The organism is Micromonospora sp. AKA38 (assembly GCF_027925725.1).
In the GTDB taxonomy this organism is placed as follows: domain Bacteria; phylum Actinomycetota; class Actinomycetes; order Mycobacteriales; family Micromonosporaceae; genus Micromonospora.
In genome coordinates this window covers 1,265,560-1,289,146 of record NZ_BNEI01000003.1, presented here as the reverse complement: position 1 = coordinate 1,289,146, position 23,587 = coordinate 1,265,560, and the positions used below count along the sequence as shown (strand labels likewise).

Here is a 23,587-nt window from a genome sequence, read left to right as displayed (position 1 = left end):
GCCGGCGGCCGACCCTGCCGCCGTTGGCATGGACTCAATTCGATGAGGAACCTACCCCGTACCGATCGGTACGGCAGCCCCTGTCCTCCGGTGAGATGTGCGGCGGCGGGAACCGGCCGGGGTCAGCGCTACTGCCCGCAGAGCCGTGCCTGGGAGAACGGCGGTCCCGGCGGCACGTGTCCCCGCCAGACATGGTTGATCGTGATGGCCAGCGTGGGGGCCTGCCAGGCCGCACCGAGCAGTTGGAACGTGCCGTACTCGCGCCGCTGCGACCGGATGTCCTCGCCGGAGAGGAACGCGATCGCCCGGTCGGTGATCGTCTTCTCCCCGAGCAGTCCCCCGTGCAGGGCGGGCACCTCGTAGACCGGGATCTGGGTGAACTGGCCGGGCGGGAGTTCCGTCGCGCTGACCGTGGGCAGGAAGGCGATCATCCGGACCCCGGGGACCGGGCACATGGTCTGGAACCGGTAGAACGGCGCATGGTCCAGCAGCGAGCGGATGAACGGCTCGTCCGGACTGTCGCCGCCCCCGCTGAGGCGGGCCGCCAGCGCGAAGATCCCGCGTAGCTGCCAGCCGGGGGTGATGCCCCAGCCCGCCGCCGCGTCCTCCGGGGGGTAGTAGTCGCGGGCGGCGCGGACCAGTGGGCTGAACATCAGCAGCGCCTTCACCGGGGAACTCGGCCGGTCGCGCAGGTAGGTCCGCCCGACCATCGCCCCCTCGCTCTCGCCGAGCAGCGCCACCGGCCGGCCGGTCCGGGCGTGCAGCGCGTCCACCTGCCGGGAGAGCAGGGCGGAACTGGAGTCGAGCGAGCGGTGCGTGTCCCGGGACTGGTAGGGCTTCGGACGACCGGCGGCGTCCGGACCGGTGTAGGAGAACGTCTCCACCATCGGGTCGGCGGCGGGCCGCCCGTCGTACCGCGAGTTGTGCGGGCCGATCACGATCACCGCGTACCGGACCGAGGCGGGCAGTCGTCGGTCGAGCAGCAGCGGCCGGAACGCGCCCACCTGGTACGACGGACTCGACGTCACCACCTGCGCCGCCAGCGGGATGGCCAGCGCGAGCACCACGACGAACGGGGTCACCGGCACCCGGGGCCAGTGGACCCGGGACGGCAGCAGCGCCGCGCGTACCGACCGGTTCCACAGCAGGCCGTTGGCGGCCCCGGCGAGTGCCGCCACCAGCAGCGTCCACCAGCCGGGCACCCGCCAGACCACCGCGCCGGCGACGGTGATCACCACGAAGTCGAGCAGCGACCAGCCGACCAGCGCCGCCGACGGCAGGCCGCGCCATCCGTGGGAGTTGACCGCGGCCCGTTGCAGGAACGGCGCGAGCAGCAGCATCGGCCCCACCGCGGCGAACACGAACCAGGACAGCGACACCACGCCCGCGGCGACGGCGAGCGCGGCGAACGGGGTGACGATCACCGCGGTCAACGCCGCGATCCCCAGGTTGCGCAGCAGGATCCGCCGGCTGGCCGGCCGGGGCGCCTCGACCGGCCAGGCGAGGCTCACCAGGGCCGCGCAGAACAGCCCTCGCAGCCCGATGACGACCACCAGCCCGAGCACGTACGCCTGCCAGGAGTCGTGGTAGACCAGCAGCCACCGCATGTCGGTGTACGAGTCGTACGGCCAGACCGCCGAGCCCTGCGGCGAGAGGCCCTCCGCGCTGCGGAAGTCAAGCGCCAGGAACAGCACGTTCTGGAGCACCGGGACGGCCGCGGCGAGCGCGACGAGCCCGAGCAACCTGCCCCTCGGGTGGCTCACCGCTCCTCCTCGACCCCGGTATCCCCTCCCGACTCTCCGACGCCTGGTGGCCGCGGCGGGATGGAATGCCGGAAATCGCTGGCGCGATCCGGGTGGGCCGGGCCACTGTGAGGCAGCCGACCGTTTCCATCGCCCCCGGTCGGCGTTAGGGTCGAAAGGCTTCTGACTCGTTACATCCCTGGAGGTCGACAGTGGCCGCGCTGCGCCAGTACCTGGGTGTCTGGCGGATCCCCGGCGCGCCGATGCTGTTGATCCTCGGCATCATCGGGCGGCTCGGGATCGGCATGACCCCGCTGGCGCTGCTGCTGGTGGTCGAGCAGGTCACCGGCCGCTACTCGCTCGCGGCCGTCGCCGGTGGCATCTACGCGCTCTCCGGCGCCGCGCTCAGCCCGATCGCCGGCCGGATCGCCGACCGGGTCGGCCCCACCCCGGTGTTGCTGACCACCGCGCTGGCCCACCCGCTGGCGCTGCTCGGGCTGCTCGGCGCCAGCCGCTCCGACGCCGGCAACCTCGCCCTCATCTACCTCGCGGCGGGCGTCGCCGGTGGCACGTACCCGCCGCTGACCGCCGCCATCCGGGGCGCCTGGAACGACCTGACCACGCCGGCCAGCGGGCGCGGGCACCTGCGCAACACCGCGCTCGCGGCCGAGACCTCCCTGTTCGAGGTCGTCTTCGTGCTCGGTCCGCTGCTGGTGGCCGGCTTCGTGCTGTTCGCCGACGCGTCCACCGCCCTGCTCGGCGCCGCCGTGGTCACCCTGGTCGGCACCGGATCGGTCGCGCTCGGCCGGGTGATGCGCGCCTGGCGCCCGCACCCGCGCGAACACCACGCCCGGGGGCTCGGCCCGCTGCGAGTCGGTGGCTTCCCCGCGCTGCTGCTCTGCGTGGCCAGCCTCGGCATCGCGTTCGGCGCGTCCGGCGTGATCGTCCCGGCCTTCGCCGGCAACAGCGGCGCCGCCGACCCGGAGAGCCTGGCCGGCGTGCTGCTCGCCGTCTGGGGCATCGGCAGCGCCGCCGGTGGCTTCACCTTCGGGGTACGCAAGCCGGCCGCCAACATGACCCGCCAGTTCGCCTGGCTGCTCGGCGCGGTGGCGGCCAGCTTCGCCGTCTTCGCGGTGATGCCCGGCCCGGCCGCGCTCGGCGTCGCGCTGGTGCTCGGCGGCGCCGCCATCGCGCCCGCGCTCACGCTGGAGAACACGCTCGTCGGGCGGATCGCCCCGGCCGGCATGCTCAACGAGGCGTACACCTGGGTGGTGACCATGTCGGTCGCGGCGAGCGCGGCCGGCGGCGCGGTCGCCGGCCTGATCGTCGACCACGCCGGCGGCGTGCCGTGGGCGTTCCTCTTCGCCGGCGCGGCCGTCGCCGTCGGGGCCGTGGTCGCCGCACTGCCCACCGGCCCGATCGCCCGCGCCGAGGCGTCCGCGGTCCGCGCCGAGCAGTCGCTCGCCGCCTGAGCCCCTCCTACCCGCTCCCTCGCGCCGCTCCCTCACGTTGATCATGAAGTTGGCGGCAACCTGCGCCCGATTTGTCACCGCCAACTTCATGGTCAACGCGACAATTCCCGGGCCGGCGGAGCGCGCCCGCCCCGGCCGCCAGCAGACCCAGCGCGACGGTCCCGACCGCGCACACCAGCAGCGTGGGCCGTGCGCCCAGCGCGACGGTCGCCGGGCCGCCCAGCATCGTGCCCAGCGGTACCGCCAGCACCGTCACCGCGCCGTTGGCGGCCAACACCCGGGGCAACTCCGCCACGCCGGCCCGCCGCTGGAACAACGCGGTCGCGGTCGGCAGGTAGGGCGCCCAGACCAGACCGGCCACCGCGAACGCCGGCAACGACACCACGACCGGCGCGCCCAGACCCAGCGGCAGCAGCGCCGCCCCGAACGCCACCACGATGCCGAGCAGCGTGGGCCGCAGCGGCCGGTCCCGCAGCTGACCGGTGAGCAGCCCACCGGCCAGCGACCCGACGCCGAACGCGGTGTAGTAGCCGCCCAGCGTCGCGGCGGACGCGTGCAGGTCCTCGGTCACGTGCAGCGGCATCGCCACGTAGAACGGCCCGAACAGGAAGAAGAACCCGCAGCTCAACGCCAGCAGGCCGAGCAGCGACCGGTCCCGGCCGATGACCCGGAACCCGGAGGTACGCGACGGGCCGGCGCCCGCCGCCCGACCCGCGCGACGGCGTACGGCCGGGACCACGAGCCGGTAGCTGACCGCCAGTACCGCGAAACTGGCCGCGTCGATCGCGATCACCCACACCGCGCCCGTCCCGGCGATGAGCAACCCGGCCAGCGGCGGCCCGACCACGGTGGCCGCCTGCCCGAACAGCCCGAGCAACGCGTTGCCGGCCAGGTGGTCCCGCTCCGGCAGCAGCTCGGCCACCAGCGTGAACCGGCCGGCCGACCCCCACGGGTGCAGCAGCGAGGAGGCGGCGAGCAGCGCCACGTACAGCCCGACGTCCAGCACCCCGGCGAGGTGCGCGACCGGGATCGCCCCCAACGCCAGCGCCCGCAGCGTCGCGTCCCAGCCGGCGAGCTGCGCCCCGCTGCGCCCGCCCAGCACGCGCCCCAACAGCACCGCACCGGCCGCGCCCGGCAACGTGTACGCCGCCACCGCGAACGCCGTCCAGGTGCCGCGCTGCCCGGCCGGTGCGAGTTGCAGCGCCAGCCACGTGACCGCGACCAGGGCCAGCCCGTCACCGAGTGCGGAGACCGCGAGCCCGGGAAGCAGCCGGCGCAGCACGGGTTGGGCGAGGACCGGGCGGTAGGGGAGGAGCGGCATGGCTCCCACCCGACCGCACGGCGAGCCCTCACCTCAACGAAGTTGCCTCAGGGCAGAAGAACTGGCGTCATACGGGTCACGGGCGGCCAACGCGGCGGCCTCCGACACTCCGAGCCGGTGGCCGACCCGCCGCCGCGCCCGTACCTGGGCACTCGTGCGGGGCCGGAACTTCGGCTCCCGCCCGCAGCCGCACACCTCGAACCCCTCGTACCGCAGGCCCGCCCCGAGCACCGCCGCGACCGCCGCCCAGCCGGAGTCGTTCCGGCGGCGGGGAGCCGCGAAGTCGTGCCCGGCCAACACCATCGGCCGCCGGCACGACGTGCAGCGGTGCGTCGCGTCGTCCCAGGCGTACTTGTGGCTGCGACGGCACGGCACGCACACGTAGTGGACCCGGTAGAAGGTCATGGCGTACCGGCACATGCCGGCAGCGTAGCGGCGCGGCGGACGAAGGTCGCGGCGGTTACCGCGCCTACCGGTAGTTGGTGAACTGGAGCGCCACCCCGAAGTCCTCGCCCTTGAGCAGCGAGATGACGGCCTGAAGGTCGTCCTTCTTCTTGCCGGTGACGCGGAGCTGGTCACCCTGGATCTGCGCCTGCACGCCCTTCGGACCCTCGTCGCGGATCTTCTTGCTGATCGCCTTGGCCTTCTCCGTGTCGATGCCCTGGATCACCTTGGCGTCGATCTTGAAGATCTTGCCGGACGACCGGGGGTCGCCCGCGTCCAGCGACTTCATGGAGATGTTCCGCTTGATCAGCTTCTCCTTGAAGACGTCAAGCGCGGCGCGCACCCGCTCCTCGGTCTCCGCCTGGAGGCTGATCGCCTCCTCGCCCGACCAGGAGATCTCGGCGCCGGTCCCACGGAAGTCGAACCGCGTCGCGAGCTCCTTCTCCGCCTGGCGGAGCGCGTTGTCGACCTCCTGGCGGTCAACCTTGCTCACGATGTCGAACGACGGGCTCGCTGCCATGATCATGCTCCTGCTGTCCGGCGGTGTGTCCTGATCCGTCCCGCACTGACCAGCGTGGGACCCCCTGACGGTACCCCGTTGCGCAGGGGCCGGGGACAACCGCTATCCTTGCTTCCGCTGCCGCGTCACGACGCGGTGGGTGCCCTGGCGGGTTGCCCGAGCGGCCAATGGGAGCGGACTGTAAATCCGTCGCGAAAGCTTCAGAGGTTCGAATCCTCTACCCGCCACCAGGTGCAGATGCGGCCCCTGACCAGCAGGAATGCTGATCGGGGGCCGCTTTCGTGATTCGCAGGCCCCTTTCGGATGCCGAAGCTCAGCTAGGGGAGCTGTCCTTAACGAACTCGACGAAGGAACCCCAGTGGGCCGCGCTGAACGTCAGCGACGGACCGGCGACGTCCTTGCTGTCCCGCACGCCCACGACCCCCGGAAGATTGTCGGCAACCTCGACACAGTTGCCCTCGTTGCCGCTGTAGCTGCTCTTGCGCCAGCGGGCCGTGGTCATCTCAGTCATCGAAAGTCTCCTTGATCACGGCACCCACCAGATCCTCGGAGGCGCGTTCGTCCAGGGCGAGGTTCCACAGAGTCTCCCAAGTCGACGAGTAAGTCTCTACCTCACTCCTCCGATCGAGGTAGATGCTGCCGGTCATCGACTCGCTGTAAACCGTGGTCGGCTCGGCAGGCCGGGTGCCCTTCGCGGGAAAGTCGAGCAGCACGAAGTTGCCGGCGACGGATGCTCGGTGTGGGCCGATGTCCCTTGGCAGCACGCGGACCCTGATGTTCGTTGCCTGGGCCGCGTTGACCAGGTAGGCCAACTGCGCACGCCAAGCTTCCACGTCACCGATCGGCCGATGCAGGACAGCCTCGTCGACGATCGTTTCGAAGAGAGGTGCTGCCGGACTCCTCCGGGCGAGAAGCTTCTGCCGCTCCATCCGGAGGGCGACCTTCTGGGCCACCTCCTGCGGTGTGCGGCCCGGCTTGGTCTCGAAGACCGCCGACATGTACTCGGGTGTCTGAAGGAGTCCAGGGATCAGGTTCGGCTCGTACTGCCGGATGTGGCAGGCGGCGGCTTCCAACCCGACGTACAGCTCGAACCAGGCGGGGATCGCATCGCCGTAGGCGTGCCACCAACCCCGGCTCTTGCTCTCCCGGGCGAGTGAGACGAGGACTTCGGTCAGGTCGGTCGAGGTGCCGTAGAGCTGGCACATGAGGTTCACGTCGTGGGTGCGTAGCGAGGTGTGGCCGGCTTCCAGCCGATACATCTTCGCCCGTGACCACTCCAGCGTTTTCGCGGCGGCTTCCAGGTTGATGCCGGCTTCCTCGCGCGACTGCCGCAGCAGCCGGCCGAGTTGCCGACGCGGGACGGAAGATCCCGTCTCGGCCATCTGGTCCCCAATCTCCCGTCAGATGCTCCTGTGTCTCATTCCAGCCACCCTGCCCGCCCGGATGGCACGGCGTCAATCTCTATGTCCGAATCCCGCGATGAGACATTGCAGTCACGGTGTCACTACGCCACGTTGACTGCGGAAAGGGTCGACCGACGATCGCCGGAGGTGCGCGATGCCCCGCTGGAAGTGGTTCCTACGCAGCAACGAGCCGGTCGACGTGGTGCAGCGGCCGACCGGCAACCAGCGCCCTCGCGTAATCAGGAAGCGGAACGACACGGCCAATGTCCTGCCGCTGGTCGGACCTCCCGCGGACCGAGCCGCACAGGCTCGGACAGAACACCGCGAGAAGCGGCGTAACGGCGGGGCGCCGTGAGGCCGGAACGGAGACCCGACACGCCTCTCCTGGTGGCGGTGTCCTGGGCCGTCATCGACTACCACGTGGCGTACACCTGCCCGCGCTGCCGGCCGTACGGATGGTGTCCCCGCGTGGTCGTCGCCCGCGCCCGCATCCGCGCCTGGCGCAAGGTCTGCGAGCAGTGACGGAGCTGAAGCCCGGCGTGCTGCTTCTCGTCGACAGGGCGGCCGGCGTGCAGTTCGTGCGGCCGTTCCACTTCCGGCTGATCCGCGTCCTCGACTGGAGCACCTACGACGGGTGGACGTGGCTGGACGGCTACCAGCTCGACGAGCAGGGCGACGCCGTGGCGCGTCGGTCGATCTTCGTCAAGCAGTGCGGGCTGAGAGCGGGCGCTGCTTCTCCACAAGCAACCAGAATGCTGGGGATGAGGCCGGCTCCGGACGGCGGACGCCGGAGCGACGGAGTGCGGGTTCCCGCCAGCCGTCCTCACTGCCCGGCACGGGAACGGACAGGCTGATGGTGCGCAGTTGGCAGGACACCCGCTCGCGGATGAACCTCGACGAGGCCCAGGTTGCCGCGCATCGGAAGCGCATGCTCGCCGAGGTCAGGGCATCGCGTGCGGAGCTACCACCCGCTCCGGTCGACCGCCCCCAAGGGCCGTCTCCGAGGACCGGCGATGACCACTGACCCCGCGTCGGAAGCCCGGTTGGTCGACGTGCCCGCCGCTTGTCTGCACCGCCGGTTCCTGGGTGGGGCGCGGTGAGCATTCTTCGGGCCGGCGACGAGAAGTTCCACTACAGCGACGGCTCCCACCGGTGGATCCCGCCGGACCCGGACTACGACCAAGAGGTCTGGGACGAGCAGGTACGCCAACACAAGCAGGGCCACCTGCGGAACGAACGCCCGAAGGTCCGCATCCGACGCCTGACCTGAGGCCGGCACCCACGCACCCATGGCGTTCCACCCACCGGCCGGGTGGCCCTCGGGTGGAACGCCATGGGTGTCTCCGGTGCCCTGATACACCCATGGCGTTCCACTCGCGGACGTCGGGGAGCGCGACTGGAACGCCATGGGTGTCTGACGAGAAGTTGCACTGCGGCGAGGGCTCGCCGGACCGGACTACGACCGGGAGGTCTGGGATGAGCAGGTGCGTCAGCACGAGAAGGACCACCCGAGGAACGGACGCCTGGTCCGAGCGCCTGCGCGCCGCCGTACAAGAAAAGGTCGTACCGTGCGGTCATGCTCTATGTCGGCCTGCTCGGCTGGGTGCTGATCCACGTGCTGGCCCTCGCCGCGGTCGTCGCCGTCGTCTGCCTCGCGCGGTGGTTGTGGCGGTCGACGCGACGCGGCGTGGCGGCGCTGCCGGGCCGGTTTCGGGCGCTGCCCGGCCGGCTCCGGGCGCTCACGGTCGAGCCGCCGCCGGGGGCGGCGTTCAACGACGCCCGGGACGTGTGGCCGATGCCGGTGGACGACTGAGGCCGAACCGGCAGGTGAGGGGATGTGTCGGTGATTCGCCAGCGATTGACCCGTATCGCCCTCTGGTGCTGAGGCGAGTTATAGGTATGGTGGTCTATGCCCAGGGTCGTCCGAGCCACGGGGATGGGGAGTGCGGCCGGGCGCAGCGGCCCGATCGCTTCGAGGCCGCCTAGATCAGTTCGCGCTGAAGGTCGGAATACGCAATGGACGGACGGCCGCGGGGCCCCTGAGCCCGCTGATCTGGCTTCGCGTCCCTCTGGCACCGGGCCGATCGGCGAAACCTTTTCGACGGTCGGATCGGGCCTGTTCCCACCGCTTTCCTGCGTGCGGGCCCTGTGGCACGATCGTGGAACCTCCACCATCCCCGGTGTCCCATCCCCGACAGGAGAGCGAACATGTCTGGTCGAAGACTGGGCCGGCTGCTTGGCTCAATGCTGGTTTTTGCCGCTGTCATGAGTGGCGTCCTGGTCGGCGCAGGGCCGGAGCTCGGCGACATGCAGACCGCGGACGTCATCTGGAACATGCCTGCGACTCGCTGACGTTCACCGTCCCCTCCGAGCCAGGCGAACGTCGATCGACGGAAGGGGCGGCATGTCCGCACAGCCCGTCAAGGGCTCGCGGTCCAATGATCACGCTTGGCTGATCACCGGGCCGCTCGTCCTTTTCGCTGTCGTCTGTGCGACGGTGACCGGTCTGATCAGCGACCATCCGTTCGGCGGTTGGCCGCTGGCGGTGGTGCTGCTGGTGGCGATGGTCGCCGCCGGGCTTCCGGTGCTCAACTTCACCGTACGACGCCAGTCGCTCGGTGTGACGATCACCGAGATCCCGTTGGTGCTCGCGTTCTATCTGACCCGTCCGCTGACGGTGGTCGCGATCTGCACCGGGGCCGCGATCCTCACCCATCTCTGGCACCGGATGGGCGCGACGAAGCTCTGGTTCAACGTCGCCCGTGCGGCGGCCGGCTCCTCGCTCGCCGTGCTGGTGTTGCAGGTGCTGCCCCCGGTCGAGGGCGTGGGCCCGCGCACCTGGCTGACGCTGTTCACCGCCGCCATCATGGTCAACCTGGTCAGCATCACGTCGGTGGCCGGCGTCTACACGCTGGTCCAGGGCTGGCAGACCGGCCGCGACGCGTTCCGCAAGTCGCCCTCCGCGCTGTTCTCCGCCGGCATCAACATCGTCGCCGGTCTGATCGTCCTGATCCTGATCACCTCCAACTGGTGGTCGCTGGTCCTGCTGTCCGCACTGGTCTCCGCGCTGGCGCTTGTCTACCGCGCGTACGCGCAGTTCTTCCGGCAGCACCGGACGCTCTCCGACATGTACGAGCTGAGCCGCGCGGTCAGCGGCAGCGGCCAGGACGGCACGCTCGCCGACGCCCTGCTGGGCCGCGTCCGGTCGATGCTCCAGGCGGAGTACGCGACGCTCTGGCTGCCCGCGCAACGCCGCCACCCGGAGGTGCTGCTGACCTCCCGGATCGCCGACCCGGGGCTGCTGGACGTGGCGCCCACGCCCGCCGCCCTGCGCGAGCAGGTCCGCCGGGACGGGCAGACGCTGGTGCTCACCCGCGGCGCGGGCGCCGACGGGAAACTGCGGACCGCGCTCACCGAGCAGCGGGTCAAGGACGTCATCGTGGTGCCGCTGCGCTCCGGGCAGGCGGTCGTCGGCACGCTTGAGGTGGCCAACCGGCTCGGCGCCAGCAACTCGTTCAGCCGCACCGACGTGCCGCTGCTGGAGACCGTCGCCGCGCACGCCGCGGTCGCGCTGGAGAACTCCCGCCTGGTCGACCGGCTGCGGCACGACGCCGAGCACGACACGTTGACCAAGCTGCCGAACCGGCGGCGACTCATCGCGGCGGTGGGGGAGGCGGTCAAGATCCGTGCCCCCGGCGAGGTGGTGGCGCTGCTGCTCTTCGACGTGGACCGGCTGCGCCAGGTCAACGAGTCGTTGGGCCACGCGGCCGGCGACAAGGTGCTGGTCGAGGTGGCCGAGCGGCTGCGGGCCTGCGCGCCCTCCTCGGCGCTTGTGGGTCGCGCCGGCGGGGACGAGTTCCTGGTGACGCTCCGGCTGGAGGGCGTCGAGGCCGCGCTGGACCTGGCGACCCAGCTCCGGGAGCAGATCCGGGACGAGATGGTCTTCGACGCGCTCACCCTGGACGTGGACACCGCCGTCGGCGTGGCCGTCCACCCCGACCACGGTGGGGACGCGGTGGCGTTGCTCCAACGCGTCGACCTGGCGGCCAACGCGGCGAAGTCGGTCCCGGGCAGCGTGCAGCTCTACAGCCCGGCGCTGGAGTCGCGGTCGCTGCGCCGGCTCGGTCTCGCCGGCGACCTGAAGCGGGCGCTGGAGGACGGCGAGCTGGAGGTCTACTTCCAGCCCAAGGTCACGCTGCGGGACCGCCGCCTGGTGGGCGTGGAGTGCCTGGCGCGTTGGGAACACCCGGCGCACGGCACGGTCTCGCCTGACGACTTCGTGGCGGTGGCCGAGCACACCGGCCAGCTCGGCCGGCTCACCGAGTTCGTGCTGCGGGAGAGCCTGCGGCGCAGCCGCGACTGGAGCCACGGCGAGCAGCCGCTCTGCGTCTCGGTCAACCTGGCCGCCCGGACGGTGAACGACCCGCGCTTCCCGGGGCTGGTGCGGGAACTGCTGACGGAGTACGGCGTGCCGCCGCAGCGACTCACGCTGGAGATCACCGAGGCGGGCGTGCTGGACGGCACCGAACGGCCGGTGCCGATCCTGCGCTGTCTGCGCGACATCGGGGTCCGGCTCTCGGTGGACGACTTCGGCACCGGCAACTCGTCGCTGGCCCAGCTACGCCGGCTGCCGGTGCACGAGGTGAAGGTGGACCGGTCGTTCGTGCAGGGCATGGCGACCGATCCGGGCGATCTGGCCATCGTCAACGCGGTGGTGACGCTCTCCCAGCAGTTCGGCCTGACGGTGGTGGCCGAGGGGGTGGAGAGCGAGCTGACCCTGGAGCTGCTCCAGGACATCGGCTGCGAGATCGGCCAGGGCTTCCTGTTCAGCCGGCCGCTGCCGTACGAGCGACTGGAGGCGTGGTTCGGCGCCCAGGTCGACCCCGAGACGGTCGCCGCGGGGGAGCTGCCGCGGCTGCGTGTGGTGCCCTGAGCAGGGATGGCACCTGTCGGGGGGATCCGATTTCACCTCCGCGACGCGGTCGTGTACTGTTTCCTCTGCGCGACACCCGAAGGGTGATCGAGCAGGCCCCCTTAGCTCAGTCGGCAGAGCGTCTCCATGGTAAGGAGAAGGTCTACGGTTCGATTCCGTAAGGGGGCTCAAAGGGTCCGGCTGGACCCGCCACGGCGGTGTAGCTCAGATGGTAGAGCAAGCGGCTCATAATCGCTGTGTCGCCGGTTCAAGTCCGGCCACCGCTACTCTCGTCCCCCGGGTCCGCCCGGTGGTCGGTGGGATGGGCGCCACAGGGCGCCCACTTTGCATGTCCGCGTGGTCAGCGCGTAGGCTGACACGCCGTAGTTGATATCCGTGAGCGAGGAAGGCACTCCGCCGTGGCGAAGGCGACCGATGTCCGGCCGAAGATCACTTTGGCGTGTGTGGAGTGCAAGGAGCGCAACTACATCACGCGCAAGAACCGCCGTAACGACCCGGACCGCATCGAGCTGAAGAAGTTCTGCCCCCGGGACGGCAAGCACACCGTCCACCGCGAGACCCGCTGACGCCCGGCCGGCACCGCCGGCCCCGCAGCAGCATCCCGTACGCCGATTCGCACCGGTCGACGGCCTGAGAAGGTCGCTCGACCGCGCGGGTCGGCGTTCGTGTGTTCCGTGTAGGTTCGCGGCATGTCCCTGGACCCGTCCTTCGTCGGCCGGACCTATCCGCCGACCGCCCCCTACCTGGTGGGCCGAGAAAAGATCCGCGAGTTCGCCACCGCCATCGGCGCGATCGACCCGGCGCACCACGACCCGGAGGCGGCCCGGACGCTCGGCCACCCCGACGTGGTCGCGCCGCCGACCTTCCCGGTGATCATCACCATGGCGGCCAACCAGCAGATCGTCGACGACCCGGCGCTGGGCGTCGACTACAGCCGGGTGGTCCACGGCGACCAGCGCTTCGCGTACACCCGGCCGGTGGTGGCCGGTGACGAGCTGGTGTGCGTCAGCGTCATCGAGGACGTCAGCAGCCGGGGCGGGCACGGTTTCCTGACCACCCGCACCGACGTGAGCACCGTGGCCGGTGAGCCGGTGGTCGCGGTCTGGTCCAAGATCGTCGTACGTCGGGAGGAGGCGTGAGCATGGAACTGCCCGTCCAGACTTTCCGGGTGACCCGGGCGGACCTGGTCCGCTACGCCGGCGCCTCGGGGGACTTCAACCCGATCCACTGGAGCGACCGGACCGCCACCGGGGTGGGCCTGCCCGGGGTCATCGCCCACGGCATGTTCACCATGGCCCTGGTCGGTCGCGCGGTCGCCGGCTGGGCCGGCGCGCCGGACGCGGTGGTCGATTTCGGTGTCCGCTTCACCCGGCCGGTGGTCGTGCCGGACACCGACGAGGGCACCGAGATCGAGGTCGCCGCCGTGGTCAAGGAAGTCACCGAGGCGGGCCTGACCAGGCTCGACGTCACCGCCACCTGTCGGGGCGAGAAGGTGCTGTCGCAGGCCCGGGCACTGATCCGTACTCCTCGCTGAGGGGCCACCCGACGCGCGAGGGGCAGACCGGTTGGGAAAGTCGCACGACTACCCGTACACTGGTCCGCCGTGGGGCAAGTGACCCCCGCTCGGCACAACGTGTCCGGGTGGAGGTGAGTTGCCGCACAGGGGTGTAGCTCAATTGGCAGAGCAGCGGTCTCCAAAACCGCAGGCTGCAGGTTCAAGTCCTGTCACCCCTGCGCCTCAGGCCTGACCGTTCCCGTGGGTCGTGCCGCCGTTCGCGGCGGCGTCCGGCCCGTGGTGGTGGCACCGGTGGGGTGGTTCCGAGGCGTTCGGGGCCCTCCCGTCCGGTCCGCCGGCCGCGGCCCGTCGCGGGACGGTTGGTCCGGCCGGCGTGACCAACACGCCGCGCACGCCGCCCGGCGTGCGACCCCATACCCGCACGGAGGGCGAAGTGGCCGAGAAGAAGCGGCGCGGCGAGGACGACGGCGACGAGCGTCTGAACGACGACGCGACCGTCGACGGCGTGGCCGACGACGACGTGGCCGACGATGCCGCCGACGCGGACGAGCCGGTCTCCCGGGGCGGCACCGCCACCCGCAAGCGGGCCCAGGCCGAGCCGGCCGAGGGCCGGAAGACCCGCAAGGACACCGAGCGGATCGGGCTGTTCGCCCGCATCGCGCGGTTCTTCCGCGAGGTCGTGGCCGAGCTGCGTAAGGTCATCTGGCCGACCCGCAAGGAGCTGCTGACCTACACGGCCGTGGTGGTCACCTTCGTGGCGGTGATGCTGGCGATCGTGGCCGGCCTGGACTACGGCTTCGCCAAGGCGGTGCTGTGGGTCTTCGGCAACCCCAGCTGACCTGCGCACAGTAATACTGACGGAAGTGAGCGAGCGTGCCTGAGTACGACGAGACCGCCGAGACCCCGGACGAGCAGTCCGCGGTGGCGACGGCGGCCAACAACGAGTCGGTCGAGGCCGCCAGCGAGCCGGAGTTCCCGACCACCGAGCCGGCCCCGGACGAGGATTTCGACCCGGTCGCCGAGCTGCGCCAGAAGCTGCGCTACGCGCCCGGTGACTGGTACGTGGTGCACTCGTACGCCGGCTACGAGAACAAGGTCAAGACCAACCTCGAGACCCGGATCACGTCCCTCGACATGGAGGACTACATCTACCAGGTCGAGGTGCCGACCCGGGAAGAGGTCGAGGTCAAGAACGGCAAGCGGTCGCAGGTCCAGGCGAAGGTCTTCCCGGGCTACATCCTGGTCCGGATGGAGCTGACCGCGGAGTCCTACTCCTGCGTCCGGAACACCCCGGGGGTCACCGGCTTCGTCGGCGCCACCGACCGGGCCGACCGGCCGGCGCCGCTGAGTCTCGACGAGGTGCTCAAGTGGCTCGCCCCGGCGGTCGAGACCGAGCAGAAGAAGGCCAAGCCCGAGATCAAGGTCCTCGACTTCGAGGTCGGCGACTCGGTCACCGTCACCGACGGCGCGTTCGCGTCGCTGCCGGCGACGATCAGCGAGATCAACGCCGACCAGCAGAAGCTCAAGGTGCTGGTGTCGATCTTCGGCCGGGAGACCCCGGTCGAGCTGAACTTCAACCAGGTCGCCAAGATCTGACGGACGTCCGCACCGGCGGTCGGCCTTCCCGGGCCGGCCGCCGGTGTGCCGTTCCACCGCTCGCCGACCTCGGCGGCGAACCCGGTAGCGGGTTGCGCTACCCTTGAACGTCGGCCGTCCGCACCGCGCTGACCGTGCGCGCCCGCGGGCGGCGGAGAATCCCAGTTTCAAGCCCCAGGAAGAGACATGCCTCCGAAGAAGAAGCTCGTCAAGACGTTCACGCTTCAGCTGCCGGCGGGCCAGGCCACCCCGGCGCCGCCGGTCGGCCCCGCGCTCGGCCAGCACGGCGTGAACATCATGGAGTTCTGCAAGTCCTACAACGCGCAGACCGAGTCCCAGCGTGGCGACGTCGTCCCCGCCGAGATCAGCGTCTACGAGGACCGCACCTTCACCTTCGTGCTGAAGACCCCGCCCGCCGCCCGGCTGCTGATCAAGGCCGCCGGCGTGCAGAAGGGCTCGGGCGTCCCGCACAAGGAGAAGGTCGGCTCGGTCACCCGCGCCCAGCTGCGCGAGATCGCCGAGAAGAAGATGGCGGACCTCAACGCCAACGACATCGAGCAGGCCGAGAAGATCATCGCCGGCACCGCCCGGTCGATGGGCCTGACCGTCGCCGACTGATCTCGTCGTACCCGCTCCACCCGATCCGTTCGTGGGAGGGCCGCGAGTCCCGCGCGCCCGCCAGAGACCACAGGAGTCACCAGAAATGCAGCGCAGCAAGAGCTACCGCAAGGCCGCCGAGGTCATCGACCGGTCGAAGCTGTACGCCCCCGCCGAGGCCGTGAAGCTGGCCAAGGAGAACACCAACGTCAAGTTCGACGCCACGGTCGAGGTCGCGATGCGCCTCGGCGTCGACCCCCGCAAGGCGGACCAGATGGTCCGCGGCACGGTCAACCTGCCGCACGGCACCGGTAAGACCGCCCGCGTGATCGTCTTCGCCGCCGGCGCGAAGGCCGAGGAGGCCGCCGCCGCGGGTGCGGACGAGGTGGGCACCGACGAGCTGGTCGCCCGCATCCAGGGCGGTTGGCTGGACTTCGACGCGGCGATCGCCACGCCGGACCAGATGGCCAAGATCGGCCGGATCGCGCGGATCCTGGGCCCGCGCGGTCTCATGCCGAACCCGAAGACCGGCACCGTGACCATGGACGTCACCAAGGCGGTCGCGGACATCAAGGGCGGCAAGATCACCTTCCGGGTGGACAAGCACTCGAACCTGCACCTGATCATCGGCAAGGCCTCCTTCTCGGAGAACCAGCTGATCGACAACTACGCCGCGGTGCTGGACGAGGTCCTCCGGGCCAAGCCGTCCGCGGCCAAGGGCACGTACCTCAAGAAGGTCACGCTGACCACCACCATGGGCCCGGGCGTCCCGGTCGACCCGAAGCTGATCAAGAACCTGCAGGAGGGCTCGGCCGAGGGCTGAGCACGCACCTCCCGGACGGGCCCCGCCACCACCACGTGGCGGGGCCCCGTCCGTCTGTCCGTTGTGGCAGGCTCGGCGCATGCGGCTCGACGGCGTCTGGCTCCGGTACCACCGGCACGGCCCCTGGGTGCTGCGACAGGTCGACGCGACAATCGGTCCGGGCGAGGTCGCGGTCGTGCTCGGCCGCAACGGCGCGGGCAAGTCCACCCTGCTCCAGCTCGCCGCCGGGGTGCTGCGGCCGAGCCGGGGCCGGGTCGTCGACCGGCCGGCGACAGTCGGCTGGGTGCCGGAGCGCTTCCCCGCCGACCAGCCGTTCACCGTCGGGGACTACCTGGCCGCCATGGGCCGCGTCGCCGGCCTGCCCGGGGCCGCCGCCGACCGGGCGGTGCGCCACTGGGTGGAGCGGCTGGGCCTGACCCGCTTCTCCGACGTGCGCCTGCCGCAGCTCTCCAAGGGCACCGCGCAGAAGGTCGGCCTGGCCCAGGCGCTGCTGCGCCCGCCCGGCCTGCTGGTGCTCGACGAGCCCTGGGAGGGGCTCGACGCCGCCGCCCGCGAGCTGGTCCCCGAGATGATCGGCGAGGTGTTGGCCGGCGGCGGCGCGGTGCTGGTCAGCGACCACCGGGGCGAGACGGTCCGACTGCCCGGCGCCCGCCGCTGGTCGGTCACCGACGGCACGCTGGCCGAGGAGGCGTCGTCCGGGGGCTCGGCCGTCGCGGTGGTCGAGCTGGCGGTGCCGGCCGCGGGGCTCGCCGTCGCCGTCGCCCGCCTGCGCGCCGACGGCCACCAGATCCTTCGGGTACGCGAACCTGCCGTCCCGCCCGCCGCCGGGTCACCGGCACCGGCTCCCGCCGGCGGGCCGGGCGTCGAGGCCCCCGGCGAGTCGGGCGTCGAGGCCCTCGACGAGTCACCGGCACCGGGCCGGTCCGGCGCGTCGACGGTCGACGCCGATGCCGGACCACCGGTCCGGTCCGGCGTATCGGTGGTCGGGGCCGATGGCGGGTCACCGGCCCGCTCCGGCGCGTCGGCGGTCGGGGCCGATGGCGGGTCACCGGCCCTTCCCGGTGCGTCGGCGGTCGAGTCCGATGGCGGGTCACCGGATGTCCCCGGCGCGCCGGGCGTCGAGGCCGGGGCCGGGTCGGAGACGCCGCAGGCCGGTGCCGTCCGTTCCGGCGTGACGTCGGAGGTGACCCGGTGATCGCCCTGGTCCGGCTGCGGCTGGTCGGCTTCGTGCGTACCGGACGGGCGCTCGCGCCGGTGCTGGCCGGTCTGCTCGCCCTGGGCGTCCTCTACGGCGGCGGTGGCGCGGGCCGGCCGGCGGAGGTCTACGGCGTCTCCGCGGTGGTGATCTTCCCGGTGCTGGCCTGGCAGACCAAGATCCTGCTGGACGTCGAACCCGACGTGCAGCGCCGGTTGGCCCGGGTCGTGGTCGGGCCGGCCCGGGAACGGGCGGCCGGGCTGCTCGCGGCGCTCGTGGCCGGGCTCGCCGTGGTGCTGGTCGCGCTGGCGATGCCGTGGCCGCTCGGCGCGGTGTCGCTGGCGGGCGGGCCGGCGGGCCGGCCGGCGCTCGTCGGGGTGGCGCTCGGCGTCTGGGCGCACCTGCTCGCGCTGCCGGCGGCGGTGGCGCTCGGCGCGCTGGCCAGCCGGCCGATCACCCGCAGCGCCGGCTACGGTGCCGCGGTGCTGGCGGTCGGCGTGGTCGGGGTGGTGGTGTGCGGGTTGTCCGACTCGGTGGTGCCGTGGCTGGTCCCGCCGGTGATGGCGACCGCACGGGCGGTCACCGCGCCGGTGACGCCCGGCGCGGGGCTGCTGCTCACCGGCTGGGCGGCGCTGTGGGTGGCGGTGACGCTGGCCGGCTACGCCTGGGGGCGGCGCACCCGGGCCTGACCGCCGGGTGACCCGGAGCACTCCGGGGCGATTTGGCGCTCTGCCGCACGTCGCGTAACCTGAACCGGTAGTTCCACCCAAAGACCGCTGGTCACCGTGCCCCGGCACGGTCGAAGGTCCCGCGACGACGGGCGACCCGCGCAGGGCGGCAAGCGAAACTCGGTGTCAGGCACGGTCCGCCGACTGTGTTCCATGATCCCGGCCCTCGCCCCGTGCGCCCCGCGCCGGGGCTTTTTCGTTGTCGTGGTGCCTCCGCCGCCGTCGCGACGTCCCGTCGCCGGCGTGCCAGCTCCGAGTAACGAGAGAGGAGGGACATGGCGGACAAGCCGATCCGGGCCGACAAGGCCACGGCCGTCGCCGAGCTGACCGAGAACTTCCGCACCTCGGGAGCCACCGTGCTCACCGAGTACCGCGGGCTCACGGTCTCGCAGCTCACCCAGCTGCGGCGCGCGCTCGGCAAGGAGACCAGCTACACGGTCGCGAAGAACACGCTGGCCAAGCGTGCCGCGACCGATGCGGGCATCTCCGGCCTCGACGAGCTGTTCACCGGTCCTACCGCGCTGACTTTCGTTTCGGGCGACGTCGTCGAGGCGGCGAAGGGGCTTCGCGACTTCGCGAAGGCCAACCCGAAGCTCGTCATCAAGGGCGGTGTCTTCGAGGGCAGGGCCATTTCCGCGGCCGAGGTCACGAAGCTCGCCGACCTGGAGTCCCGCGAGGTGCTGCTGGCCAAGCTGGCCGGCGCCATGAAGGGCAACCTGAGCAAGGCCGCGGCCCTGTTCCAGGCGCCGCTCTCCAAGGCCGCCCGCGCGGCGGCCGCCCTGGCGGACAAGAAGCGCGAGCAGGAGGGCGCCGAGGCGGCCTGAGGCCGCACGGCGCACCACATTCTTAGTTTTCACTTGTAGAAAGGACGCCAGACATGGCGAAGCTCAGCACCGACGAGCTGCTCGACGCGTTCAAGGAGATGACGCTGATCGAGCTCTCCGAGTTCGTGAAGCAGTTCGAGGAGACCTTCGAGGTCACCGCCGCCGCTCCGGTCGCGATCGCCCAGGGTGGCGGCGGCGGTGGCGCTGCCGCCGCCCCGGCCGAGGAGGAGAAGGACGAGTTCGACGTCATCCTCGACGCCGACGGTGGCAAGAAGATCCAGGTCATCAAGGTCGTGCGTGAGCTGACCGGCCTGGGCCTCAAGGAGGCCAAGGACCTGGTCGAGGCCGCTCCGAAGGCCGTCCTGGAGAAGGCCAACAAGGAGACCGCCGAGAAGGCCAAGGCCAAGCTCGAGGGCGAGGGCGCCAAGGTCACCCTCAAGTGACAGTGGTTTGACCTGACGCGCGTCCGGCTCACGTGAGCCGGGGCACACCGTGTCGCAGCGGGCGGTGATCCGGGAGACCGGGTCACCGCCCGCTGTCGTGGTGTCACCCGCTGGAAGCGCCGTGAGCAGGGCGTACAGGTTCCTCGTACCGGCCTCTCAGGGATGTGGAGCCGGTAGCCCGTCGGTGGGAAAGACACTCTGAGCGGTAACCGGCCCTTGACGCGGCACCGGCCGGCAGGCACGCTGGCATCAGCAAGACCTTCCGCGCTTGCAACGGCCGCCACTCGGGTAAGGGCAACGGCAGCACCAACGCCGCGGCTCCCGAGCGGACCGGCAGGAGCGTCGCGTTCCGAGCGGCCCGGTGGACCCGGTTTTTCGAGGTCCCAGGGCTTGTTCCGCGACGACCTGCGGGGTGGGCTGGACAGCGGTTAGCCTCTCGGCTACACTGCTAGTTTGCGCTGCCTTCCGACTTGACCCCTGCTCGGAAATGTCCGATTGCGGATATTTCTGGTGGGGTCATTGGAGTGCACGCGTACCAGCCGTTCTGCAGCACCGGTCCTCGGAAGGACGCATCTTGGCAGCTTCCCGCCCTGCGAAGACCAGTCGTACGTCGAGCGCTTTCGCACCCCGCCGAGTTTCATTCGGCCGGATCACCGAACACCTCGAGGTCCCCAACCTCCTTGCCATTCAGAACGAGTCCTTCGACTGGCTCGTCGGCAACGAGGCTTGGCAGGGCCGGTCGGCGGACGACCCGCACGCACGCTCGGGTCTCGCGGAGATCCTCGACGAGATCAGTCCCATTGAGGACTTCTCCGGCACCATGTCGCTCTCCTTCTCCGCTCCGCGCTTCGACGAGGTCAAGGCCTCGATCGAGGAGTGCAAGGAGAAGGACCTGACCTACTGCGCGCCACTGTTCGTGACCGCGGAGTTCACCAACAACACCACCGGCGAGATCAAGAGCCAGACGGTGTTCATGGGTGACTTCCCGATGATGACGCCGAAGGGCACCTTCATCATCAACGGCACCGAGCGCGTCGTGGTCAGCCAGCTCGTCCGCTCGCCGGGCGTCTACTTCGACAAGCAGCCGGACAAGACCTCCGACCGCGACCTCTCCAGCGTCAAGGTCATCCCGAGCCGGGGTGCCTGGCTGGAGTTCGACATCGACAAGCGCGACACGGTCGGCGTACGCATCGACCGCAAGCGTCGGCAGGCCGTCACCGTCCTGCTCAAGGCCATCGGGTGGTCCGCGGAGCGCATCCGCGAGAAGTTCGGCTGGTCCGAGCTGATGATGACCACGCTCGAGAAGGACCACATCGCCGGCCAGGACGAGGCGCTGCTCGACATCTACCGGAAGCTCCGCCCTGGCGAGCCGCCGACCCGTGAGAACGCCCAGACCCTGCTCGACAACCTCTTCTTCAACCCGAAGCGGTACGACGTCGCCAAGGTCGGGCGCTACAAGTTCAACAAGAAGCTCGAAGTCGACGTGCCGATGAACACCGGCACGCTGACCGAGGACGACATCGTCGCCACCGTGGAGTACCTCTGCCGGCTGCACGCCGGTGAGGAGGGCTACGAGGCCGACGACATCGACCACTTCGGCAACCGTCGCCTGCGTACCGTGGGCGAGCTGATCCAGAACCAGGTCCGGGTGGGTCTCTCCCGGATGGAGCGGGTCGTCCGCGAGCGGATGACCACCCAGGACGTCGAGGCGATCACGCCGCAGACCCTGATCAACATCCGCCCGGTGGTGGCGGCGATCAAGGAGTTCTTCGGCACGTCGCAGCTGTCCCAGTTCATGGACCAGACCAACCCGCTGGCGGGTCTGACCCACCGGCGCCGGCTGAGCGCGCTCGGCCCGGGTGGTCTGTCCCGGGAGCGGGCCGGCTTCGAGGTCCGGGACGTGCACCCGTCCCACTACGGCCGGATGTGCCCGATCGAGACGCCGGAAGGCCCGAACATCGGCCTGATCGGCGCGCTCTCCACGTTCGCCCGGGTCAACCCGTTCGGCTTCATCGAGACGCCGTACCGGAAGGTCATCGACGGTCGGGTCACCGACCAGATCGACTACCTGACCGCGGACGAGGAGGACCGGTTCGTCAAGGCGCAGGCCAACGCCCCGCTGAAGTCGGACGGCACGTTCGCCGAGGACCGGGTGCTGTGTCGTCGTAAGGGTGGCGAGACCGAGGACGTGGTCCCCAGCGCCGTCGACTACATGGACGTCTCGCCGCGGCAGATGACCTCGGTCGCCACCGCGATGATCCCGTTCCTGGAGCACGACGACGCCAACCGCGCGCTCATGGGCGCGAACATGCAGCGTCAGGCGGTGCCGCTGGTCAAGGCTGAGGCCCCGCTGGTCGGCACCGGCATGGAGTACCGCGCGGCCGTGGACGCCGGCGACGTGGTCGTCGCCGAGGTCGGCGGTGTGGTCGAGGACCTGTGCGCGGACTACATCACCGTGCACCAGGACGACGGCCACCGCCGGACGTACCTGCTGCACAAGTTCCGCCGCTCCAACGCCGGCTCCTGCGTCAACCAGAAGCCGGTCGTCTTCGAGGGCGACCGCGTCGAGGCCGGTCAGGTCGTCGCCGACGGTCCGTGCACCGACGAGGGCGAGATGGCGCTCGGGCGCAACCTGCTCGTGGCGTTCATGTGCTGGGAGGGCCACAACTACGAGGACGCGATCATCCTGTCGCAGCGCCTCGTGCAGCAGGACGTGCTCACCTCGATCCACATCGAGGAGCACGAGGTCGACGCCCGGGACACCAAGCTCGGCCCGGAGGAGATCACCCGCGACATCCCGAACGTCAGCGAGGAGATGCTCGCCGACCTCGACGAGCGCGGCATCATCCGGATCGGCGCCGAGGTCGTCCCCGGCGACATCCTGGTCGGCAAGGTCACGCCGAAGGGCGAGACCGAGCTGACCCCGGAGGAGCGGCTGCTCCGCGCGATCTTCGGTGAGAAGGCGCGCGAGGTCCGGGACACCTCGCTGAAGGTGCCGCACGGCGAGACCGGCACGGTCATCGGTGTGCGTACCTTCTCCCGCGAGGACGGCGACGAGCTGCCCCCGGGCGTGAACGAGCTGGTGCGGGTCTACGTGGCCCAGAAGCGCAAGATCCAGGACGGTGACAAGCTCGCGGGCCGCCACGGCAACAAGGGCGTCATCTCCAAGATCCTGCCGGTCGAGGACATGCCGTTCCTGGAGGACGGCACCCCGGTCGACATCGTGCTGAACCCGCTCGGTGTGCCGTCCCGGATGAACATCGGCCAGGTCCTGGAGACCCACCTCGGGTGGGTGGCCAAGACCGGCTGGAGTGTGGACGGCGACGACGCGGAGTGGAAGCGCCAGCTCAAGTCGATCAACGCGCACGAGTCCGAGCCGGACACCAACGTGGCCACCCCGGTCTTCGACGGTGCCCGCGAGGAGGAGATCTCCGGCCTGCTGGCGTCGACCCTGCCCAACCGGGACGGCAAGCAGCTCATCGGGCGCACCGGCAAGGCGCAGCTGTTCGACGGTCGTTCCGGCGAGCCGCTGCCCGACCCGATCGCGGTCGGCTACGTCTACATCCTGAAGCTCAACCACCTGGTCGACGACAAGATCCACGCCCGGTCGACCGGCCCGTACTCGATGATCACGCAGCAGCCGCTGGGTGGTAAGGCGCAGTTCGGTGGCCAGCGCTTCGGTGAGATGGAGTGCTGGGCCATGCAGGCGTACGGCGCCGCCTACGCCCTGCAGGAGCTGCTGACCATCAAGTCCGACGACGTCCTCGGCCGGGTCAAGGTCTACGAGGCGATCGTCAAGGGCGAGAACATTCCCGAGCCGGGCATCCCGGAGTCGTTCAAGGTGCTGCTCAAGGAGCTGCAGTCGCTGTGCCTCAACGTCGAGGTGCTCTCCAGCGACGGTGTGGCCCTGGAGATGCGCGAGACCGACGACGAGGTGTTCCGGGCCGCGGAGGAGCTGGGCATCGACCTGTCCCGGCGCGAGCCGAGCTCGGTCGAAGAGGTCTGAGGCGGTGATTCGGGGGCCGGCTCG

At 70.8% G+C, this 23,587-nt stretch carries 24 protein-coding genes and 4 tRNA genes; 22 read left to right on the top strand and 6 right to left on the bottom strand.

Annotation, left to right across the window (positions count from 1 at the left end):
- Positions 1 to 128: 128 nt before the first annotated feature.
- Positions 129 to 1,763, bottom strand: coding sequence for an alpha/beta fold hydrolase (locus tag TPA0908_RS14555; protein WP_281938153.1), 1,635 nt, complete (start codon positions 1,761 to 1,763; stop codon positions 129 to 131).
- A gap of 191 nt (positions 1,764 to 1,954) precedes the next feature.
- Between TPA0908_RS14555 and TPA0908_RS14550 the strand changes: the two genes are divergently transcribed.
- On the top strand, positions 1,955 to 3,214 hold the full coding sequence (locus TPA0908_RS14550; RefSeq protein ID WP_281938151.1) for an MFS transporter: 1,260 nt from the start codon (positions 1,955 to 1,957) through the stop codon (positions 3,212 to 3,214).
- 7 nt (positions 3,215 to 3,221) lie between these two features.
- On the opposite strand, the gene TPA0908_RS14545 is transcribed toward TPA0908_RS14550, so the two are convergent.
- Genes TPA0908_RS14545 through TPA0908_RS14535 form a run of 3 tightly spaced genes read right to left on the bottom strand, consistent with a single transcriptional unit; the run spans position 3,222 to position 5,499 of the window.
- Entirely contained in the window at positions 3,222 to 4,535 is a 1,314-nt protein-coding gene (locus TPA0908_RS14545) for an MFS transporter (RefSeq protein ID WP_281938150.1), read from the bottom strand.
- A gap of 33 nt (positions 4,536 to 4,568) precedes the next feature.
- Positions 4,569 to 4,955, bottom strand: coding sequence for a hypothetical protein (locus TPA0908_RS14540; protein ID WP_281938148.1), 387 nt, complete (start codon positions 4,953 to 4,955; stop codon positions 4,569 to 4,571).
- Positions 4,956 to 5,004: 49 nt separating this feature from the next.
- Complete coding sequence (locus TPA0908_RS14535) at positions 5,005 to 5,499, bottom strand: YajQ family cyclic di-GMP-binding protein (RefSeq protein WP_281938146.1); 495 nt, start codon at positions 5,497 to 5,499, stop codon at positions 5,005 to 5,007.
- Between the two features lie 146 nt (positions 5,500 to 5,645).
- On the opposite strand from TPA0908_RS14535, the gene TPA0908_RS14530 reads away from it, so the two are divergent.
- Positions 5,646 to 5,729: transfer RNA gene (locus tag TPA0908_RS14530), tRNA-Tyr, on the top strand.
- A gap of 83 nt (positions 5,730 to 5,812) precedes the next feature.
- On the opposite strand, the gene TPA0908_RS14525 is transcribed toward TPA0908_RS14530, so the two are convergent.
- Positions 5,813 to 6,010: a DUF397 domain-containing protein gene (locus TPA0908_RS14525; protein ID WP_281938145.1), complete on the bottom strand. Its 198-nt coding sequence runs from the start codon at positions 6,008 to 6,010 to the stop codon at positions 5,813 to 5,815.
- On the bottom strand, positions 6,003 to 6,881 hold the full coding sequence (locus TPA0908_RS14520; protein ID WP_281938143.1) for a helix-turn-helix domain-containing protein: 879 nt from the start codon (positions 6,879 to 6,881) through the stop codon (positions 6,003 to 6,005). The genes TPA0908_RS14525 and TPA0908_RS14520 overlap by 8 nt, the downstream gene beginning before the upstream one ends.
- 414 nt (positions 6,882 to 7,295) lie before the next feature.
- Between TPA0908_RS14520 and TPA0908_RS14515 the strand changes: the two genes are divergently transcribed.
- The 20 genes from TPA0908_RS14515 (at position 7,296) to rpoB (ending at position 23,563) form a co-directional block, all read left to right on the top strand.
- On the top strand, positions 7,296 to 7,424 hold the full coding sequence (locus TPA0908_RS14515) for a hypothetical protein (RefSeq protein ID WP_281938141.1): 129 nt from the start codon (positions 7,296 to 7,298) through the stop codon (positions 7,422 to 7,424).
- A 5-nt stretch (positions 7,425 to 7,429) separates the two neighbouring features.
- Entirely contained in the window at positions 7,430 to 7,756 is a 327-nt protein-coding gene (locus TPA0908_RS14510) for a hypothetical protein (protein WP_281938607.1), read from the top strand.
- A gap of 242 nt (positions 7,757 to 7,998) precedes the next feature.
- Positions 7,999 to 8,172: a hypothetical protein gene (locus tag TPA0908_RS14505; protein ID WP_281938139.1), complete on the top strand. Its 174-nt coding sequence runs from the start codon at positions 7,999 to 8,001 to the stop codon at positions 8,170 to 8,172.
- A gap of 306 nt (positions 8,173 to 8,478) precedes the next feature.
- Complete coding sequence (locus TPA0908_RS14500) at positions 8,479 to 8,715, top strand: hypothetical protein (RefSeq protein ID WP_281938137.1); 237 nt, start codon at positions 8,479 to 8,481, stop codon at positions 8,713 to 8,715.
- Between the two features lie 591 nt (positions 8,716 to 9,306).
- Positions 9,307 to 11,835, top strand: coding sequence for a putative bifunctional diguanylate cyclase/phosphodiesterase (locus TPA0908_RS14495; protein ID WP_281938135.1), 2,529 nt, complete (start codon positions 9,307 to 9,309; stop codon positions 11,833 to 11,835).
- Positions 11,836 to 11,930: 95 nt separating this feature from the next.
- A tRNA-Thr gene (locus tag TPA0908_RS14490) sits at positions 11,931 to 12,003 on the top strand.
- 25 nt (positions 12,004 to 12,028) lie between these two features.
- A tRNA-Met gene (locus TPA0908_RS14485) sits at positions 12,029 to 12,101 on the top strand.
- 132 nt (positions 12,102 to 12,233) lie between these two features.
- Positions 12,234 to 12,401 carry a 50S ribosomal protein L33 gene (gene rpmG, locus TPA0908_RS14480; protein WP_013288652.1) on the top strand — a complete coding sequence of 56 codons (168 nt, stop codon included), beginning with the start codon at positions 12,234 to 12,236 and terminating at the stop codon, positions 12,399 to 12,401.
- Positions 12,402 to 12,524: 123 nt separating this feature from the next.
- The gene (locus TPA0908_RS14475) at positions 12,525 to 12,974 is read left to right on the top strand and encodes a MaoC family dehydratase N-terminal domain-containing protein (RefSeq protein WP_281938133.1); all 450 of its coding nucleotides are present in this window, start codon (positions 12,525 to 12,527) and stop codon (positions 12,972 to 12,974) included.
- A gap of 2 nt (positions 12,975 to 12,976) precedes the next feature.
- Positions 12,977 to 13,369 (top strand): MaoC family dehydratase, encoded by a 393-nt coding sequence (locus TPA0908_RS14470; protein WP_281938131.1) that lies wholly within the window; start codon positions 12,977 to 12,979, stop codon positions 13,367 to 13,369.
- Positions 13,370 to 13,496: 127 nt separating this feature from the next.
- A tRNA-Trp gene (locus tag TPA0908_RS14465) sits at positions 13,497 to 13,569 on the top strand.
- Between the two features lie 215 nt (positions 13,570 to 13,784).
- On the top strand, positions 13,785 to 14,189 hold the full coding sequence (gene secE / locus TPA0908_RS14460; protein WP_107157494.1) for a preprotein translocase subunit SecE: 405 nt from the start codon (positions 13,785 to 13,787) through the stop codon (positions 14,187 to 14,189).
- 35 nt (positions 14,190 to 14,224) lie between these two features.
- Positions 14,225 to 14,947 (top strand): transcription termination/antitermination protein NusG, encoded by a 723-nt coding sequence (gene nusG, locus TPA0908_RS14455; RefSeq protein ID WP_281938128.1) that lies wholly within the window; start codon positions 14,225 to 14,227, stop codon positions 14,945 to 14,947.
- Between the two features lie 186 nt (positions 14,948 to 15,133).
- Complete coding sequence (gene rplK, locus TPA0908_RS14450; protein ID WP_107157429.1) at positions 15,134 to 15,565, top strand: 50S ribosomal protein L11; 432 nt, start codon at positions 15,134 to 15,136, stop codon at positions 15,563 to 15,565.
- Positions 15,566 to 15,650: 85 nt separating this feature from the next.
- On the top strand, positions 15,651 to 16,367 hold the full coding sequence (gene rplA / locus TPA0908_RS14445; RefSeq protein ID WP_281938127.1) for a 50S ribosomal protein L1: 717 nt from the start codon (positions 15,651 to 15,653) through the stop codon (positions 16,365 to 16,367).
- A 79-nt stretch (positions 16,368 to 16,446) separates the two neighbouring features.
- On the top strand, positions 16,447 to 17,562 hold the full coding sequence (locus TPA0908_RS14440; protein WP_281938125.1) for an ATP-binding cassette domain-containing protein: 1,116 nt from the start codon (positions 16,447 to 16,449) through the stop codon (positions 17,560 to 17,562).
- Complete coding sequence (locus TPA0908_RS14435) at positions 17,559 to 18,251, top strand: hypothetical protein (protein WP_281938124.1); 693 nt, start codon at positions 17,559 to 17,561, stop codon at positions 18,249 to 18,251. Before TPA0908_RS14440 ends, TPA0908_RS14435 begins: the two co-directional genes overlap by 4 nt.
- Before the next feature lie 314 nt (positions 18,252 to 18,565).
- Positions 18,566 to 19,114, top strand: coding sequence for a 50S ribosomal protein L10 (gene rplJ / locus TPA0908_RS14430; RefSeq protein WP_281938123.1), 549 nt, complete (start codon positions 18,566 to 18,568; stop codon positions 19,112 to 19,114).
- Positions 19,115 to 19,167: 53 nt separating this feature from the next.
- Entirely contained in the window at positions 19,168 to 19,557 is a 390-nt protein-coding gene (gene rplL, locus TPA0908_RS14425; protein WP_281938122.1) for a 50S ribosomal protein L7/L12, read from the top strand.
- Positions 19,558 to 20,131: 574 nt separating this feature from the next.
- Positions 20,132 to 23,563 (top strand): DNA-directed RNA polymerase subunit beta, encoded by a 3,432-nt coding sequence (rpoB, locus tag TPA0908_RS14420; protein WP_281938121.1) that lies wholly within the window; start codon positions 20,132 to 20,134, stop codon positions 23,561 to 23,563.
- The last annotated feature ends 24 nt before the right edge of the window (positions 23,564 to 23,587 follow it).

What these genes read in the sequence shown, in the direction of transcription:
- TPA0908_RS14540 (WP_281938148.1), bottom strand. Translation starts at nt 4,955, where the DNA reads ATGTGCCGGTACGCCATGACCTTCTACCGGGTCCACTACGTGTGCGTG.
- TPA0908_RS14495 (WP_281938135.1), top strand. Translation starts at nt 9,307, where the DNA reads ATGTCCGCACAGCCCGTCAAGGGCTCGCGGTCCAATGATCACGCTTGG.
- rplK (WP_107157429.1), top strand. Translation starts at nt 15,134, where the DNA reads ATGCCTCCGAAGAAGAAGCTCGTCAAGACGTTCACGCTTCAGCTGCCG.
- TPA0908_RS14500 (WP_281938137.1), top strand. Translation starts at nt 8,479, where the DNA reads ATGCTCTATGTCGGCCTGCTCGGCTGGGTGCTGATCCACGTGCTGGCC.
- rplA (WP_281938127.1), top strand. Translation starts at nt 15,651, where the DNA reads ATGCAGCGCAGCAAGAGCTACCGCAAGGCCGCCGAGGTCATCGACCGG.
- TPA0908_RS14440 (WP_281938125.1), top strand. Translation starts at nt 16,447, where the DNA reads ATGCGGCTCGACGGCGTCTGGCTCCGGTACCACCGGCACGGCCCCTGG.
- TPA0908_RS14475 (WP_281938133.1), top strand. Translation starts at nt 12,525, where the DNA reads ATGTCCCTGGACCCGTCCTTCGTCGGCCGGACCTATCCGCCGACCGCC.
- rplL (WP_281938122.1), top strand. Translation starts at nt 19,168, where the DNA reads ATGGCGAAGCTCAGCACCGACGAGCTGCTCGACGCGTTCAAGGAGATG.
- TPA0908_RS14470 (WP_281938131.1), top strand. Translation starts at nt 12,977, where the DNA reads ATGGAACTGCCCGTCCAGACTTTCCGGGTGACCCGGGCGGACCTGGTC.
- TPA0908_RS14545 (WP_281938150.1), bottom strand. Translation starts at nt 4,535, where the DNA reads ATGCCGCTCCTCCCCTACCGCCCGGTCCTCGCCCAACCCGTGCTGCGC.
- TPA0908_RS14525 (WP_281938145.1), bottom strand. Translation starts at nt 6,010, where the DNA reads ATGACTGAGATGACCACGGCCCGCTGGCGCAAGAGCAGCTACAGCGGC.
- TPA0908_RS14535 (WP_281938146.1), bottom strand. Translation starts at nt 5,499, where the DNA reads ATGGCAGCGAGCCCGTCGTTCGACATCGTGAGCAAGGTTGACCGCCAG.
- TPA0908_RS14520 (WP_281938143.1), bottom strand. Translation starts at nt 6,881, where the DNA reads ATGGCCGAGACGGGATCTTCCGTCCCGCGTCGGCAACTCGGCCGGCTG.
- rplJ (WP_281938123.1), top strand. Translation starts at nt 18,566, where the DNA reads ATGGCGGACAAGCCGATCCGGGCCGACAAGGCCACGGCCGTCGCCGAG.